At 74.1% G+C, this 16,675-nt stretch carries 6 protein-coding genes and 1 pseudogene; 1 reads left to right on the top strand and 6 read right to left on the bottom strand.

All coding sequences use genetic code 11. The features are described from left to right. Positions 1 to 852, bottom strand: a complete 852-nt coding sequence (locus ABEB03_RS38380) for a class II fructose-bisphosphate aldolase (protein ID WP_345657566.1) — start codon at positions 850 to 852, stop codon at positions 1 to 3. A 33-nt stretch (positions 853 to 885) separates the two neighbouring features. Beyond that, positions 886 to 1,776: an SIS domain-containing protein gene (locus ABEB03_RS38385; protein WP_345657606.1), complete on the bottom strand. Its 891-nt coding sequence runs from the start codon at positions 1,774 to 1,776 to the stop codon at positions 886 to 888. Between the two features lie 123 nt (positions 1,777 to 1,899). Here ABEB03_RS38385 and ABEB03_RS38390 point away from each other — a divergent pair, with 123 nt between their 5' ends. Then, positions 1,900 to 2,679, top strand: coding sequence for a DeoR/GlpR family DNA-binding transcription regulator (locus tag ABEB03_RS38390; protein WP_345657567.1), 780 nt, complete (start codon positions 1,900 to 1,902; stop codon positions 2,677 to 2,679). A gap of 305 nt (positions 2,680 to 2,984) precedes the next feature. Here the strand turns inward: ABEB03_RS38390 and ABEB03_RS38395 are convergent, their stop codons facing one another. The 4 genes and pseudogenes from ABEB03_RS38395 to ABEB03_RS38410 all read right to left on the bottom strand — a co-directional run. Beyond that, positions 2,985 to 3,764: an alpha/beta fold hydrolase gene (locus ABEB03_RS38395; RefSeq protein WP_345657569.1), complete on the bottom strand. Its 780-nt coding sequence runs from the start codon at positions 3,762 to 3,764 to the stop codon at positions 2,985 to 2,987. 64 nt (positions 3,765 to 3,828) lie between these two features. After that, positions 3,829 to 4,965 (bottom strand): alpha/beta hydrolase, encoded by a 1,137-nt coding sequence (locus tag ABEB03_RS38400; RefSeq protein ID WP_345657570.1) that lies wholly within the window; start codon positions 4,963 to 4,965, stop codon positions 3,829 to 3,831. After that, positions 4,962 to 8,033 (bottom strand): thioester reductase domain-containing protein, encoded by a 3,072-nt coding sequence (locus tag ABEB03_RS38405; protein WP_345657572.1) that lies wholly within the window; start codon positions 8,031 to 8,033, stop codon positions 4,962 to 4,964. Before ABEB03_RS38405 ends, ABEB03_RS38400 begins: the two co-directional genes overlap by 4 nt. A 33-nt stretch (positions 8,034 to 8,066) precedes the next feature. Further along, positions 8,067 to 16,643 (bottom strand): annotated as a pseudogene (locus ABEB03_RS38410) (HAD-IIIC family phosphatase); the annotation flags it as partial. Between the last annotated feature and the right edge of the window lie 32 nt (positions 16,644 to 16,675).

Raw genomic sequence — 16,675 nt, forward strand, 5'->3', positions numbered from 1 at the left:
TCAGGCCCGTAGGACGCCGATGAGCCGCGCGACCGTCCGGGCCATCGCCTCCCGCCCCACGCTGAGGTACTTGCGCGAGTCCACGGCCTCGGGGTGGGCGGCGAGGAACTCGCGAACGGCGCCGGTCATCGCGAGGTTCAGGGCGGTCCCGACGTTGACCTTGGTGATGCCGCCCGCGACGGCCGCGCGGAGCTCGTCGTCCGGCACCCCGGAGGAGCCGTGCAGGACGAGCGGCACACCGAGCGTCGCGGCCAGCCGTTTCAGCAGATCGTGGTCGAGGGCCGCGGTGCGCGTGGTCATGGCGTGCGAACTGCCGATGGCGACGGCCAGTGCGTCCACGCCGGAATCGGCCACGAAGGCACGGGCCTCGGCGGGATCGGTCCGGGCGCCCGGTGCGTGCGCGTCCAGCGCCGGCTCGCCGTTCTTGCCGCCGACCTCGCCCAGCTCCGCCTCGATCCACAGGCCTCGGGCGTGGGCCCAGTCGGCGGCGGCCCGGGTCGCGGTGAGGTTCTCGTCATAGGGCAGGCGCGCGGCGTCGTACATCACGGAGCTGAATCCGGCGCCGGGTGCCTGCCGCAGCAGGTCGTCGCTCTGTACGTGGTCGAGGTGCAACGCGACGGGCACCGCGGCCCGTTCGGCCGCCGCCGAGGCGGCCCGGGCCAGTGGGAGCAGCCTTCCGTAGCGGAACTTGACCGCGTTCTCGCTGACCTGGAGGACGACGGGCGAGCCGGCGGACTCGGCGCCCGCGATGACGGCCTCGACGTGCTCCAGGGTGATGACGTTGAACGCGGCGACGGCGGTCCGTGCCGCGGCGGCCTCGGCGACCAGTTCACCGGTTGCGGCGAGTGGCACAACTCCTCCTTTGCTGCCGGCGGTCGGGCCGGTTCAGTGACTCGCCGGGCTGAGGATCACGGAGCGGGTGAGGTGGCGCGGCCGGTCGGGGTCGAGACCGCGGGCGGAGGCGACGGCGACGGCGAGCCGCTGCGCGCGGACGAGTTCGGCGAGCGGGTCGAGGCCTCCGTCCACCCACAGGCCGCCGGTCTCGCGCACCTGGTCGGCGAGCCCGTCCGGCGCGTCGCCGAGCATCCAGGTGGCGGTGCCACGGGTGGTGATGCTGATGGGGCCGTGCCGGTACTCCATCGCGGGATAGGCCTCGGTCCACGCGAGGGAGGCCTCGCGCATCTTGAGTCCGGCCTCGTTGGCGAGGCCGACGGTCCAGCCGCGGCCGAGGAAGGTGAACTGCGTGCAGTCGACGAGCCCCGCGGGCAGCGGGGTCCGAAGGGCGGTGCGCGCGTCGGCGACCACGGCGTCGGTGTGCAGGCCGAGGTGCGCCCGCAGCAGGGTGAGCGCGGTGGTCGCGAACCGGGTCTGGACGACGGAGCGTTCGTCGGCGAAGTCGAGGACGACGACGTCGTCCGCCGACTCCATGACGGGCGTGCGCGGGTCTGCGGTGATGGCGGTGGTGCGCGTGCTCCCGCGCAGTCGCGCGAGGAGTTCCAGCACCTCGGTCGTGGTCCCCGACCGGGTGAGGGCGACGACTCGGTCGTACGCGCGGGCGCCGGGGAACTCCGAGGCGGCGAAGGCGTCGGTCTCGCCCTGGCCGGACTGTTCGCGCAGTGCGGCCACGGCCTGGGCCATGAAGAAGGAGGTGCCGCACCCCACGATCGCGACGCGCTCCCCCGCCGCCGGCAGTGCCGCCCCGTGTGCGGTGGCCTGTTCCGCCGCGCGGATCCAGCACTCGGGCTGGCTGGTCAGCTCGTGCTCGACATGGGTCATGTCGTACCCCTCCCACTGATGCTTGTTCATGCAAGATATAGCGATGTTTCGAGCACAATCAAGCATTCATGGTGGGAGTGGGGTGCGCTAGGGTCACGGAGGAACGAGGAACGGAGAGTGCGGATGTCGCGCGACGCCCGCTGGAAGGCTCTGCTGGAACTGCTCGTGGAGCGGGGCCGGTTGGATGTCGAGGAGGCCGCGGCCCAGCTGGAGGTGTCGGCCGCGACGATCCGGCGCGACTTCGACCAGCTCGCCGAGCAGCAGATGCTCGTGCGCACCCGGGGCGGCGCCGTGGTGCACGGCGTCTCGTACGAACTGCCTCTGCGCTACAAGACCGCCCGCCACGCCTCCGAGAAACAGCGCATCGCCACGGCCGTGGCCGGACTCGTCTCCCCCGGCGAGGCGGTGGGCCTGACCGGCGGGACCACGACGACCGAGGTGGCCCGCGCCCTCGCCGTGCGCCCGGATCTGGCCTCGGGGTCCCCCGCGCTGACCGTCGTCACCAACGCCCTGAACATCGCCAACGAACTGGCCGTGCGGCCCCAGTTCAAGATCGTGGTGACCGGCGGGGTCGCCCGTCCGCAGTCCTACGAGCTCATCGGCCCCCTCGCGGACGGTGTGCTGGGCCAGATCACCCTCGACGTGGCCGTCCTCGGCGTGGTCGCCTTCGACGCCACGCACGGCGCCGCCGCCCACGACGAGGCGGAGGCCGCCATCAACCGCCTCCTGTGCGAGCGTGCCGAGCGCGTGATCGTCGCCGCCGACTCCAGCAAGCTCGGCCAGCGGGCGTTCGCGCGGATCTGCGCGGCGGACTCCGTGGACACGCTGGTCACCGACTCCGCGGTGCGGCGGGAGACGGTGCGGCTGTTCGAGGAGGCCGGGGTGGCGGTCGTCGCCGTGTGACGGTGCCCGCCCGGCGGGCGGGCACCGTCGCCCTTCGCTCAGCGGGACCCGGCCGCCGCGCCCTTCCGGATCCCGGCGGCGGCGAGCACGGCTCCGGCGGGGAGCCGATCAGGGAGGCCAGGTTGAGCGGCAGGGTGCGGACGCCGGAATCGACGGGGCCTGCAGGGGACCCGGCACAGGAAGCGGGAGACCCGGCACAGGAAGCGGGAGACCCGGCACAGGAAGCGGGAGACCCGGCACAGGAAGCGGGAGACCCGGCACAGGAAGCAGGGGCCGCCGCGGGACGTTCGCGGCGGCCCGCCGCGTCACCTCCGGCCGGTCACGAAACCGTCGACCGCCGCCGTCAGCTCCTCCGGCTTCTCGACCGGCAGTTCGTGGCCCGCGTCCAGGATCCGCACCACGGCGTCCGGGTAGGCCTTCGCCATCCGCAGCATCTGCGACACCGGCAGCTGGATGTCGTGGTACCCGTGCACCATCAGGGTCGGGGTGTGGATCTCACCGACCCGGTCGAGGACGTCGAAGGCCCGCATGGCGCCGTAGAGCGTCATGACCACCTCGCGGGGAGTGTCTCCGGAGGCCCGGACGTACTCCCGGATCTCCTCGCGCGGATGGCCCGGTGCGAAGGCGCGCTGAATGTTGGCCGCGATGAACAGCTTGAAGGGGGCGAGGGTGGACGCCGCCATGAGCAGCCCCCTCCCCCGGCTGTAGGTCATCCGGCTGATCGAGTTCACCAGCACCATGCGCTCCACCCGCTCGGGGTGGGAGAGGGCGATGGTCTGCGAGATCATCCCGCCCATGGAGTGACCGATCAGCACGAAACGCTCGACCTTCAGATGGTCGAGGAGCGCGAGGACGTCCTTCGCCAGCTCCGCGATCGTCCGCACCCCCGCCCCGCTGCTCTCCCCGTGCCCGCGCAGGTCGAGGCGGATCACCCGCCTGCTGTCGGAGAAGTGCGCCACCTGGTGGCCCCAGCGGTGCCGGTTCGCCGTCCAGCCGTGGACGAAGACCAGGGGCACGCCGTCGCCGTCGCGCGGGCCCTCGTCGTCGTACGTCAGGGCTGCGCCGTCGACTTCGAGCTGCGGCATGGGGCTCCTCCTGGAGTGAGGTCCGGTTACTGGCGAGTACGGTAGCTGTCGGCCCGGCCCGGCGTCATCGGCGTTCGCCGAGGAAATCGAGGATGTGACCGAACACGTCGAGGGCGGCGCCCCGGCCGAGGAACGTGTCCAGGTGGCCGTAGCCGGGGATCTCGGCGTAGGACACGTCCAGTTGGGGCTGCCGCCGGGCGAGGACGTCGCGGCAGAGTTCCTGGGAATCCAGCCACAGGCCGTTCTCGCTGCCCGCGAGAAGCAGGACGGGGGTGTCGATGCGGGCCGCCGCGTCCAGCGCGTTCGCGGGCAGGGCCCGGTAGCGGTGGTCGGTGTCGTGCCAGCGGACCACGGTACGGGCCAGTTCCATCCGGCGCAGATGCGGCAGGATCCACAGCGGGGCGGGGCCCAGCAGCTCCGCGAGTCGGTGGTGGGTGGTCTCGCAGAGGTGCTCGTGCACGAAGAGCGAGGCGCCCGTGCCCCAGGCGGAGTTGTGCAGGATCTGGCAGGTGGGGTCCGGGCAGCTCGCCTTCCGGCCGGCCAGTGCGAACAGCGGCGTGTACTTCGATCTCAGACCGACCGTGCGGAAGTCGACCGGTATGTGGTCGATGCGGCCCTTCAGCAGTTCGCCGGCCACGGACATGCGCAGCGAGGTGCGCCCCGCGAGTTTCGGCGTCAGGAACACGCCCTGCGACACCACGCCCGCGAGTCCCGGCACGAGCCCCGCCGTCATGCTCAGCGACAGCGCGAGGGATCCGATGCAGTGGGCGACCACGAACAGCGGCCGATCCCCGATGCGTTGCCTGATGTACGCGACGGCCTCGGGGATGTCGTACAGGGCCACGTCGTCGTACGTGTACCTCCGGCCGGTCTCGTTGTACGGCAGCCGGCAACTGCCCCGCCAGTCGAGCAGCCAGGGCTCGTAGCCGTCGTCGAGCAGGACGTCGACCAGATTGCGGGTCTCGGGCAGCAGGAACATGTCGGCGGAAGCGGTGTGTCCGTGCAGCAGCAGCACCGCGGGGCCCTCGCCCGATCCCTCGCCGACGCGGGTCAAGCCGAGCCTGACGCCGTCGCCCGCGTCGAACGGGATCTCCTCGACGGCCGCCGGATCGAGGCGGTGGCGCAGGGGGCGCGGGACCGTGGCGGTCCTCGCCCCGCGCCGGGCGGTCCGGGCCGGTGAGCCGGTCGTCCTGAAGATCATCGCTTGTGCTCCGTGAGGGTGGGGGTGCGGCGCAGGTCGAGGAGGTCCGCGGCGGCGCGGGCGAAGGGGCCGAGCAGTCCGCGGCCCACTTCCGCGCCGAACCAGGCGAGCCAGGTGAGTTTGGCGGCGCGCTTCTCCGGGCCGGTCAGACGCGGGTCGACCTTGATGCCGTCGATCTGGTCGCGCACGTAACGGTCGGCGGGTACGACCATCTCGCCCGCCAGAGCGGCCGGTTCACCCTCGCGGCCGATCTCGACGGTGAGCGCGCGGGCCTGCCGCCAGACGTCGCGGCGGGCCCGCGCGTACTTGTGGCCCTCCAGCCACCAGCTCCCGCCGTCCGCGTCCCGCAACGACAGCCTGTAGCGCAGGAGTTGATGACGCATCCCGTGCTCCTGCGGAATGCCCTCCTCGGGGCGCACCCAGAGGTCGCCGGACTCGACCGTGAGCGGCTCGGGGTGCAGCGCAGTGCAGGTCAGCTCGCCGGCGACGTCCACCCGGCGCTCCTTCACGAGCTGGTACATGCTCGCGATGGACAGGGTGAGCGCCATGGAGCAGGGCACCTCGGGCGGAGCGCCGACCGGACCGACGCTTCCTTCGGTCGTCTCGGCGAACCAGAGGTACGGCTGGTCGTCCTTGCCGGGCAGCCGGGCGAGGCCGTCCTCGGCGAGCCGCTCGAACGTGCTGAGCTGGGCCCGGGCGTCGTAGCGAGCCGCCCCCGGCAGTCCGAGCGTCTCGACGAGCGCCGTCGTCCGGTCGTCGGTGGCCGCCGGCCCGGTGAGGGTCGCCTCGCACAGCTTGACGGCGGTGGGGCTGCGCAACACGCGTCCGAGGAAGGCGAGTTCGGGCACGGGTTCGGCGTCCAGGCGGGCCAGGGTGTCGGTGCGCCACTCGTCCCAGCCCTGCACGCGCACATGCATGCCACCGAGGGCCATGTCGCGTACGACGTCGTCCAGGGTGTTGGGCACACCGGTCAGGTTGTAGTCGTGACCCCAGGCGTCGGGGTCGCACACGGCGGCGACCGCGACGCGGCTGACCCAGTCGACCGGGGCCGCGTTCAGGTGCCGGAAGGCGGGCACGGTGCGGAAGCGGCCGAAGGCGGAGATGAGGCCGCTGCTGAGGTCCTGGGGGTTGTAGGCACCGGTCCTGGTGTGACCGCCGATGCCGCCCGGGCGCAGGGCGGTGACCACGACGCCGTGGTCACGGGCCCGGCGGAGCGCGACCTCGGCCGCCCACTTGCTCTGGTCGTATCCGGAGACGAGACGGTCGATGCGGGCGAGGGGATCGTCCTCGCCCATCGAGGCGATGCCGACCTCGTTGAAGACGGCGATCGAGGAGATGTGGTGCAGCGGTTTGGGCCGTCCGGTCGCGGCGAGTTCGGCGAGGGTCAGGGCGCCGAGGACGTTGCTGCGCCGCAGCGACTGGTAGCCGCGCAGGAAGTCGACGGCCGCCGCCACACCGACGACGCTGTCCAGCTCGTGGGCGAGGGTGTCCCACTGGTCGTCGGACAGGCCGAGCCGTGGGCTCCGGATGTCGCCGGGCAGCACCGTCACCCGGCGGCGGACCTCGGACGACCAGGGAAGCCGGTAGCTCCTGAGCTGCTCGCCGAGCCGTGCGGTGGCCGACGCCTCGTCCGCGGCGCGCACCAGGCAGTGGACGTGGGCGTCGGTGTGCCGCAACAGGTCCAGCAGCATGTGGCCGCCGAGGAAGCCGGTGGCGCCGGTCAGCAGGACCCGGCGGGGCGGCAGCGGTTCGGGGGCGCCGGTCCAGGGGAGCCGGTCCGCGAGCGCGAGGTCGGCGAGGATCTGGTCCAGATCCTCCGAGCGCGCCGTCGCGAACGCGGGGGCGCGGTCGTGGGGTTCGCAGGCGCCCGGCGTGAACGGCGGGGTGCGCGGGGACGGGACGGCGAGGGGGCGTGGGGCTACGGCGGGGAGCGCACGTGCGGCGGGCGCGGGCCGCGGGCCGGCGGGGGGCGCGGGGCGGACGCCCTCGGAAGCCACCAAGCCGACGCCCACGGAGGCCGCGGGGGCGACGCCGACGGAGGCCGCGGGGGCGACGCCCACGGAGGCCGCGGGGGCGACGCCCACGGAGGCCGCGGGGCCGACGTCCGCGAAGGTCGCGGGGCCGGCGCCCACGGAGGCCGCGGGACGGACCTCCACGGAGGCCGCGGGGGCCGCGGAGGCCGCGGGGGCGGCGGTCGCGGCAGCCGACCGACCGTCCGCCGGGGCGGGACTACCCGGAGCGGTAGCCGCAGGGTGGGTGACCTCCGCAGCCGCCCGACCGTCCACCGGGCCGGACGGCGCGGCCGGACTCGTCTCGGTCACCGGGGCTTGCGGCGCGACAGGGGTCGCGAGGGCGGGTCCGGAACCGGAGGCCGAGAGCCACCGTCGTGCCAGGCTGCGCGGACGGGCGTCGGCGAACACGTCGTCCAGACCGACCTCCGTCCCGAGCATCCGCTCCAGCTCCGCGACGAGTTCCACGGCGCCCACGGAACTGCCCCCGGCGTCGAAGAAGTCGGCGTCGAGCGGCAGATGGCCGTCGGGCACGTACGGAGCCGCGGCGGCGGCGATGGCGGCGGCCAGCGCGTCCACGTCCCGCAGGGCGTCGGCGCCACCCGCGCGGAGCGGCGACGGACCCGATGCCCCGCCGCTGCCCGGTGACTCCATATCGGTACCGCCGGAGGCCGTGCCGGTACGGCTACCGGAGGCCGTGCCGACGCCACTGCCGGAGGCCGCACCGGGTGGACGCCCTTCGCTCCGGGCGCCGGGAGCCGTACCGCTGCCGGGCCCACCGGCACCCACGCCGGAGCCTGAGTCCGCTCCCGGCCCCGCCGGTGTCGCCGTCGCCCCCGCCCCGGTGACGTCGGCGTCACCACGGTCCTCGGGCGCGGATGCACCCACGGCCACCGCGGCACCGGCCGCGGCGTGCGGGCCACTCCCCGGCGGTGTGGTGGCCGACCGGACCCTGGCCAGCAGGGCGTCCACGTCGAGCCCTCCGCCGCCCCGCTCGATCGACTCGGCGGTCGCGCGCTGCCCGGTCTGCGCCGGGGCGTCGTCGTTCACGTCAGGCATGAGAACCCTTCACGGTGTACACGGTCGTGTTCTTCACTGCTGCCGCCAGGAGCGGAAGGCCCGCAGCTGTTCCGGTGTGACCACGCTCTCCAGACGCTCGTCGTCGGGATCGCCGCCGCCGAGCGCGGCGAGGAGCCGGCGGGCGGGCGCATTGCGCGGGGTGCGCTCGGCGGTCAGCCGGACCTTGGCGCAGCCGAGCCGCTCGGCGTGGTCGGCCAGTCGGCCCAGCAGGTGTTCCTCGACGCCCCGGCCGAGTGCGCGGCAGCTCAGCATCCAGGCCAGTACGTCCAGTTGGTCGCCCTCGGCGCGAACGGCGAGCAACCCGATCTGGCCGTAGTCGCCGAAGCGGTCCCGGGCCGCGGCCGTCCACACCTCGCCGCGCTCCCGCCAGCGGGCGAGATCACCGCCGTCGGCGGACCGCGCGCGGAGGGTGAACTGATTGGTCCGACGTACGAGTTGCTCGGCCCGGGGCACGTCCGTCCCGCTCAGCTCGCGGATGTCGACCTCCAGGCCCAGCTGGTCGAGGAACTCCTCGAATCCGGCCTGGTCACGTGCGGCGTCGCGTTCCCGTTCCTGTTCGTAGAAGCGGGCCCGGAGTGCGTCCTCGGCGGTGGCGGCGGCCGGGACCAGCGGCCACAACCGGTTGAGGAAATCCTCCAGTTCGGCGGCCGGTGGGCAGGTCACCGACAGCACCTCGGGCAGCGCCGACCGCATCCCCGCGATCTCCACCGGATTGTCGTCGAGGAACAGGAAGCTGTCCGGTCCCAGGTTGAGCGTGCGCGCCGCCTGGGCGAGGCGGCCGGACTTCGGGCCCCAGGTGGCGGAGAGCACGCTGAAGTGCTCGGCCTTCAGGAGGCTTTCGGGCCTGTCGAGGACGGACCGGACCGTGTCCTCGTCGTTGTTGCTGACCAGCACCAGCAGCGCGCCCGCGGCACGCCAGTCGAGCAGCCGCCGGGCCAGCAGGGCGCGCGGGCCGGTCAGGTCCACGGCCGACGGACCGATCTCACCCGCCACTCCGCCCCACAGGGTCTCGTCCCCGTCCACCGCGATCACCTTCGGCGCGGGACGGCGTACGGCCCGGACGACGTCGGCCAGGCCCAGGGCCACCGCCGCCTGGAAGCGTGGGGTGAAGGGGAGGTGGGCCAGGCGCTCGGTGCGCTCGTCGAAGCGGTCCTCGACGGCGTGCCGACGGGTCCAGTCGTGGGGCCGGAGCACCGCGACGCCGGACAACTCGGCAAGTTCGGCGGCGAGTTCGCGCTCCCAGCGGGCGAAGCGGTCGTCCTCCTCGCGGGCGGAGGGCAGGAAGCCGACGATCAGCGGCTTCCGGGTCCGCTCGGTCAGGTCCCGCACCGCGGAGCGGTACGCGGCGCGCAGCTCGGCGAGCACCCCGCCGTCCACCGGCCCGAACCGTGTCAGGTCCGCGGCGCGCAGCAGCACGACGCCGATCTCCGCGGCGGGGTCGGCGAAGACGCCCGAAGGGTCCCGCAGGGCGGCGAGAACCTGGTGGTACGGGGCTTCAGTGACCGTGAGACCGCCGTCCGGGGTGTCGTCCCGCACCGCCGCTTCGCACAGGCGGGGCAGGTCACCGAGGGCGAAGGTGGCCGCGAGGGCGAACGCACGCGGCACGGTGGCCTCCGCGGTCGCATCGCCACCCCTGCCCCTCGCCGCGTCCGCCGCAGCCCTGCCTCCCGCGGCGCCCGTCGCCGTGCTCATGGCGGCACTGGTCGTCGCCATGCCCATCGCGGCACTGGTCGTCGCCGTGCCCATCGCGGCACTGGTCGTCGCCGAGTCTCCCGCACCGTCCGTCATCGCCGTGCTCCGTGCGGCCTCGACCGTCGTCACCGTGCTCCGTGCGGCATCGACCGTCGTCGTCGGATCCTGCGCCGCCTCGGCGAGCAGGCGCAGGAACTCCTCCCCGAGTCCGGTGGAGGTGGCCGCATCGAGGATGTCGAGGTTGTGGTCGAGCCGGACGCGGCCCGCATCGGGCGTCATGGTGACCATCAGGTCGAGGTCGGTGTAGCCGGTCCCGGCCGGGAGCACCTCCAGGTGGGTGAGACCCGCCGCCGCCGAGCGGACGTAGTTGAAGTACACCTCCACCAGCGGGGCTTCAGGGCGGTGCAACCCCTGCGAGGCCAGGGCCGACAGGACGTCGGAGAACATGGCGCCCCGGGCGAGGACGCGGTCGAGGCCGCTGTCGGTGCGGCGCACCACGTCCTCGACGCGTTCGTCCGCCCCGGCCCGGGCCGGGAACGGCACCGGCACGCCGAAGAAGCCCACGGCGTCGTGCGCGTCGGCGTGGATGCGGGTGTCCACGGGCACGGCGAGGACGAAGCGCTCGCGCTGCCGCGTCCGCGCGAGCAGCACGGTGAGGACTCCCAGGCAGAAGGCAGCAGGGGTGACCGCGAGCCGGCCCGCCGCCTCCGCCACGCGTTCGGTGAGCCCGGCGGGGATCTCCAGGGTGACGCTGCCGGCACGGTAGGCGCGGGTCCTCGGGCGGGGCCGGGCGAGGGTGAGGTCGAGTCGCTCGCTGCCGTGGAAGGCCTCTCGCCACTCGGTGACCGCGGCGTCGCCGCCCGGCTGCTGGGCCTCGATCAGCAGGTCGATGTCGCGGTTGGTGACGTCGTTCCCGAGCGGGGTGCCGGACAGCTCGGCGTCGATCTCCCCGGCCACGAGCAGCAGCGACTGGAGGTCGCTGACCGCGTGGTGGGCGCCGAACACCAGGATCTGGCCGTGCGCGCCGCCGTCGAGCAGTTCGAACCGCCACAGCGGCGGCTCGGCCAGGTCGAAGGGCGGCTCCAGCAGCTCCTTCAGCCGGGCCGCGGCGTCGAGTCCGGCCGGGTCGTCCATGGTGGTCCAGCGCAGCAGCGGTGCGGCGAGCTCCCGGTCGACGCGCAACTGCCTCCCGGCCTCGCCGTCGTTGACGATCGCCGTGCGCAGAGCGGCGTGCCGTCCGGCGAGGCGGGTGACGATGCCGGTCAGCGTCTCCCGGTCGATGGGTGAGGTGAGCCGGACCGCGAGGCCCACGGCGTGTGCCGCGTCCGGCATGCCCGGCCGGGCGCTGCGCAGAAGGCGTACGACGTCACGGGTGACGGGTCGCAGTTCGGTCTCCGGCACGCCGGTCGGCGGGTGGCCCGACCTCCCCTCCCGGTTCCCCGGCGCCGAGGTCGGGCGTTCCGGCAGTGCCTCGCCCAGGGAGCGTGCGAGAGAGCGGATGTCGCTCGCCGAGAACATCTCGGCCGTCGGGAGTTCGACGCCCAGTTCCCGGGAGAAGGCGTTGCGCAGCCGCACCAGCATCAGGGAGTCGAGGCCGAGTTCCTTCAGGGCCGTGGTGGCGGACACGTCCACGACGCCTCCGGCGACCTCCTCGACGCGGGCACGTACGTACGCCTCCAGCCAGGTGGCGCGGTCGTGGCCCGGCGTCGCCTCGAACACCTTCCTCACGAGGCCGTCCAGGTCCGCCGTGCGCGCCGGCCCGGCCACGAGGTCGGCGAGCACCGGGCGGGAGCGCGCCACGTCCGGGGCGAGCGCCAGCATCTCCCAGTCCAGGGCCATGGGCGCGAGTTGACGGCGTGCGGTGCCGAGCACGCGCTCGAACATGTCGCCGCCGTCCTGCGGTGAGAAGGCGAGCAGACCCGAGCGGCCGGTCTCCGCGGCCCTGGTGCCGGACTCGGCGACCATGCCGACTCCTGTCCAGGCACCCCAGTCGAGGCTCAATGCCCGGCGGTCGGTGCGGGAGAGGTGATGGGCCCAGGCGTCGAGGAAGGCGTTGGCCGCCGAGTACGGGCTCTGTCCGGCCGAGCCGAGGAGTCCGGCCACGGACGCGAAGAGGACCAAGTTCCCGGCCTCCGGGACGAGTTCGGTGAGCAGGGCGGTGCCCAGCACCTTGGGGGCGAGGACACCGAGGACGCGTTCGTCGGTCAGCCGGGCCACGGTGGCGTCGTCGAGCACGCCGGCGGCGTGGACGACCACGGCGACGGGGCCGGCTTCGCGTCGCAGGGCGTCCAGGGCGGCCGAGAGGCTGTCGCGGTCGGCGACGTCGGCGCGTACGAGGTGCACGGTGACGCCCCGCTCCTCGATGCCGCGGATCCAGTCCCGGGTGTCCGCGTCGGGGGCGCCCCGGCTCAGCAGGGCGAGTCGGCGGGCACCCCGCCGGGTCAGCCGTTCGGCGACGACGCGGCCGAGGCCGCCCAGGCCACCGGTGACGAGGTGCACGCCGTCCGCGGTGACGGCGCCGTGCCCGCCCTCGTCGGCGCGGGTGCGGGCCAGGCGGGGCACGAGGCGGCCCGACTCCCGCAGCGCGACGAGGCGTTCGTCGTCGGCGTGCCGCAGCTGTGTCCACAGGGCGTCGGTGCCGCCTTCGGACGGCAGGTCGACGAGAGTGGTGGACAGCTCGGGGTACTCCTGCGCGACGGCGAGCCCGAACCCCCAGGCGAGCGCCTGTTCGGGGCGCGTCACCTCTTCGCTGCCTCCCGCGGCCTGGCTGCCCCGCGCGATCACGAACAGCCGGGGCGCCGGGCCCCGGGTGCGGCCGGTGAGAGTGCGTACCAGATGCAGCGTGCTCAGGCAGCACAGCCGGGCCGCCTCCTCGGCCGTGCGGGCGTCCGCGACGGGCGGGGCGTCGAGGGCGGAGAGCTGGACCACTCGCTCGGGAGGTGTGCCGGCGAACGCGTCGTCCAGCAGCCGGGCCAGCTGACGCGGGTCGGCCGGATCGAGGACGTACCTGCCCGGTCCTTGCTCGCGGAACGTGTCGCCGCGACGGGCGATCACATGGGGCACCGAGGTGCCGAGCCGTTCGGCGAGTTCGTCGGCCGTCCCGGTCTCGTCGGCCAGGATCAGCCAACTGCCCCGCGGGGGCGGCTCCTGCGCCGCCGGCCGGGGCTGCCAGTGGGTCTCGAACAGCGCGCCGTCCAGTGGTGACAGTGCGGTGAGCTCGAAATCCAACGCTTCCAGGACGAGTTGTTCGTCCTGGTCCCAGAGCCGCAGGTCCAGGTTCGCGGTGTCGCCGTCCAGGGACCGCAGGACGCAGGTGACCCACACGGGGGTGGTGCGCAGCCCGGTGAAACGGAGCCGTCCGACGCCGGCGGGCACGAAGGCCCGTTCCTGCGGGGCGCCGGCCGGCAGGGCGGCGCTGTGGAAGGCGGCGTCCAGGACGGCGGGGTGCAGCAGGTGGCCGGCGGCGGCCCGGTCGGCGAGGCGGCCGAGCGCCGCGGTGTCCGTGCGGTGGCCCTCCTCGAGGCCGCGGAAGGCGGGGCCGTACTCGATGCCCAGTGCGGCGAGGCGTGCGTAGACGGCCGGCAGGTCCGCTTCCTGCGTGCACCGTTCGCGGAGCGCGCGGGGCGTCTCGTACGCCTCGCCGGTGGCTCCGACGACGGCGGGTTCCGCAGTGGGTTCGGCCTTGGACTTGGCGGGTTCCGCAGTGGGTTCGGCCTTGGACTCCGCGGCGGCTTCGGCGGTGGATCCCCCCGTGATTTCGGCGACGGGCTCCGCCCTGCGTTCGGCGACGGGCTCCGCCGTGGGTTCGGCGGTGGACTGCTCCGTGAGCTCACCGGTGTCGACGACGAGGCGTCCGGCGACGTGCCGCTGCCATCGCGCGGGCCGTTCCCCCGCGGTCGCCGAGGCGATGGTGAAACCGCGGGAGCCGTCGGCGGCGGGCCGCAGGACCAGTTGCAGCCGTACCGGCCGGTCCTCATCGAGGTGCAGCGGGTGGAGGAACCGCACGTCGGCGAGGCTCACTTCGGCCGGCCGCGTGTCGAGGCCGTCCCGCACGGCGGACGCGGCGGCAAGGGCCATGTCGAGGAACGCGGCGCCGGGCAGCCACACCTCGCCGCCGACGCTGTGGTCGGTGAGATAGGCGAACCTGCTGTCGCGCAGGTCGATCTCGCTCTGGAAGAGGTGCCGGTCGGGCTCGTCGCTGGACTCGACGTGCGTGCCCAGCAGCGGTGAGCCGCCACCGCTCGCGGGCGCCGGGGCCAGCCAGTGCCGTTCACGGGCGAAGGCGTACGTCGGCAGGTCGGTCCTCTGTCCGTCGGGGAACACCGTCTGCCAGTCGGGCGTGTACCCGCTCTCGTACAACTCCCCCAGCCGGCGCAGCAGGACGTCGCGTCCGTCCTGCCGGCGGCGCAGTGAGGCGACGCCGACCGCGCCGGTGCCCGCCTCGGCGGCCACCGCCTCGATGGACGGGAGGAGCGACGGGTGCGGGCTCAGCTCGACGAACCAGCGGTAGCCGTCGTCGAGCATGCCGCGGACGGTGTCGGCGAACCGGACGGGTTCGCGGAGATTGGCGTACCAGTACGCGGCGTCGAGCAGGTCTCCCGGTACGGGTTCCGCGCGCACCGTCGAGTACAGGGTGGTCGGCGCCGCGGTGCCCCGGATGCCGGAGAACCTGTCGAGGAGGTCCGCGCGGAGCGGTTCCATCAACGGCGTGTGCGAGGCGAACGGCGTCGACAGCGGCCGGGCCGGAACACCACGCTCGTCGAGGTGCCGGCGCAGCTCGGCCAGGGCGTCCGCCCGGCCCGAGACGGCCGTGGAACGGCCGCTGTTGACCGCCGCGACGAAGAGCCGGCCGGCGTACGGGGCGAGCAGTTGCTCGACCTCGGCCCGCGGCAGTGCGACGGACAGCATGCCCCCCTCGCCGACCAGCGGTGCGACCGCTCCGGCGCGCCCGGTCACCACCTTCACGGCGTCGTCCAGGGTGAGCGCGCCCGCGACGTGGGCGGCGGCGATCTCGCCCAGGCTGTGTCCGACCACGGCGTCCGGGGTGACGCCGAGCGCGCGCCAACCGGCTGCCAGGGCCGCGTTCACCGCGAAGAGCACCGGCTGGAGGTACTCGGTACGGTCGAGAGGGGAGAACTCCTCCGGCGCGCGCAGCACGTTGAGGACGGACCAGCCGGTGTGCCGGTGCACGACGTCGTCGATACGGGCGAGCTCCTCGCGGAAGGCGGGCGACCCGGCCATCAACTCGATCCCCATGCCCGGCCATTGGCCGCCGTGCCCGGCGAAGACGAACGCCACCTTGCCGGTGCCCTCCTCGCGCGGCGGTGCCAGTGGCGCCCGTCCCGCGGCCAGCGCGTCGAGCCGGGCGTGCAGTTCGTCCCGGTCGTGCGCGACGATCGCCGCGCGCCGCTCGAAGTGACTGCGGTGCCTGGCCAGCGTGTGCGCGGCAGCGGACAGCTCGGTGCCGCCGCCGATGTGCCGGGCCAGCCGCGCGGCCTGGCCCCGCAGGGCCCTCTCGCCGCGTGCGGACAGCACGAACAGCGGCTGCCCCGGGGCGGGTTGTTCCTGCGGTACGGCTTCTTCGGCGCGGGGCGCCTCCTCCACGATCACGTGCGCGTTGGTGCCGCTGATACCGAAGGCGCTCACGCCGGCGCGCCGGACGCGGTCGGCGGAGGCGGGCCAGGGCACCTCGTCGTGCAGCAGCCGCAGTCCGCTGCCCTCCCAGTCGACGTGGCGGCTCGGCGTGTCGGCGTGCAGGGTGCGCGGCAGCACCTGGTGGCGCAGCGACTGGACGACCTTCATCAGCCCGATGACGCCCGAAGCGGCCTGTGCGTGACCGATGTTGGACTTGAGCGAGCCCACGTGGAGGGGCCGTCCGCCGGGACGGGAGCGGCCGAAGACCTCCGACAGGGCGTTCGCCTCGATCGGGTCGCCCAGCGTCGTGCCCGTTCCGTGGGCCTCGACGTGGTCGATGTCGGCGGGCTCCAGCCCCGAGGCCTCCAGCGCCCGGCGGATCACCTGTTCCTGCGCGGGGCCGTTCGGCGCGGACAGCCCCTGGCTGCGGCCGTCCTGGTTGACGGCCGTGCCGCGCAGCACGGCCAGCACCTCGTCGCCGTCGCGCCGTGCGTCGCTCAGCCGCTTCAGTACGATCATGCCCGCGCCCTCGGCCCAGACGGCGCCGTCGGCGTCGTCGGAGAAGGAACGGCACCGCCCGGTCGGGGACAGCCCGCGCAGCCGGCTGAACTCCACGAAGGTCTGCGGTGTCACCATGAGGGTCACGCCCCCGGCGAGCGCCAGGTCGCACTCTCCCGACCTGAGGGCCTGCGCCGCCAGGTGCAGCGCCACCAGCGACGACGAGCACGCGGTGTCCACCGTCAGGGCGGGGCCGTGCAGGCCCAGGGCGTAGGCGAGCCGGCCGGAGGCCACGCTGAGCGCGGATCCCGTGCCGACGTAGCCGTCGAGCTGGTCGAGCCGGGAGCCCGCGAGATAGTCGCTGCCGAACATGCCGACGTACACACCGGTGCTGCTCCCCGCCAGTGCGCCCGGCACGATCCCGGCACGCTCCAGCGCCTCCCAGGCCGTCTCCAGCAGGACGCGCTGCTGGGGGTCCATGGCCGCCGCCTCCCTCGGCGTGATCCCGAAGAAGGCCGCGTCGAAGGTCCTGAGGACGTCGTCGTCCAGGAACCCGCCTTCGCGGGCGTACGTCTTGCCCAGGGCGTCCGGGTCGGGGTCGTACAGCGCCTCCACGTCCCAGCGGCCGTCCGGGAAGGCGCCGACCGCGTCGCGACCGTCGGCGAGCAGGCGCCACAGGGCGTCCGGGTCGTCGACGCCGCCCGGTGCGCGGCAGGCCATCGCGACCACGGCCACCGGCTCGTCGGAGGCGGGGGCCGGCCCGCGTCCGGCCCGCGGGCCGGACGCGGGCCGGCCCC

Source organism: Streptomyces siamensis (genome assembly GCF_039543605.1).
Classification (GTDB): domain Bacteria; phylum Actinomycetota; class Actinomycetes; order Streptomycetales; family Streptomycetaceae; genus Streptomyces; species Streptomyces siamensis.